Here is a 415-nt window from a genome sequence, read left to right as displayed (position 1 = left end):
CTAATCCCTACGCTTTTATTATCAAGGCTAAAAAATACATTTAATTCTTTATCACTTGTTTTATATTCAAAATTATTTGTTTTTATATCTTGTCTTATTTGGCTTAGATTAATAGTGCTATTTACATCAGCTTTTTTACTAATACTTGTATTTATAAAAGAGCTTAAATCTACATAAAATCCATCTATTTTTAGCATTATTTCTCCTTTAACTTAAAGAATTAATTAAGCTTTTAAATCTAGTAATTTATAAGCTTTTAGCTCATCAATTAGCTTTATGCTAAACTCGCAAAATTCTTCTAAATTATTTTTGTCTTTTAATTCTTTTTCTTTATCTTCATTTATTTTTAAAGAATTTGAGTTTTTAAATAATTTTATATCTTGCTTTAGTTTTCTTATGTGATTGTTTTCTTCAT

Annotated in this window: 2 protein-coding genes; both read right to left on the bottom strand. The window is 21.4% G+C overall.

From position 1 onward, the window contains the following. A partial coding sequence (locus tag KJQ99_RS09940) for a hypothetical protein (RefSeq protein WP_214150746.1) occupies window positions 1–197 on the bottom strand: 197 nt, incomplete at its 3' end. Between the two features lie 27 nt (window positions 198–224). Next, window positions 225–415: hypothetical protein (locus KJQ99_RS09935; protein WP_214150578.1), on the bottom strand; the 191-nt coding region annotated here is incomplete at its 5' end.

The organism is Campylobacter sp. 2018MI13 (assembly GCF_018501135.1).
In the GTDB taxonomy this organism is placed as follows: Bacteria; Campylobacterota; Campylobacteria; order Campylobacterales; family Campylobacteraceae; genus Campylobacter_E.
This window is presented reverse-complemented; position numbering and strand designations above follow the sequence as displayed.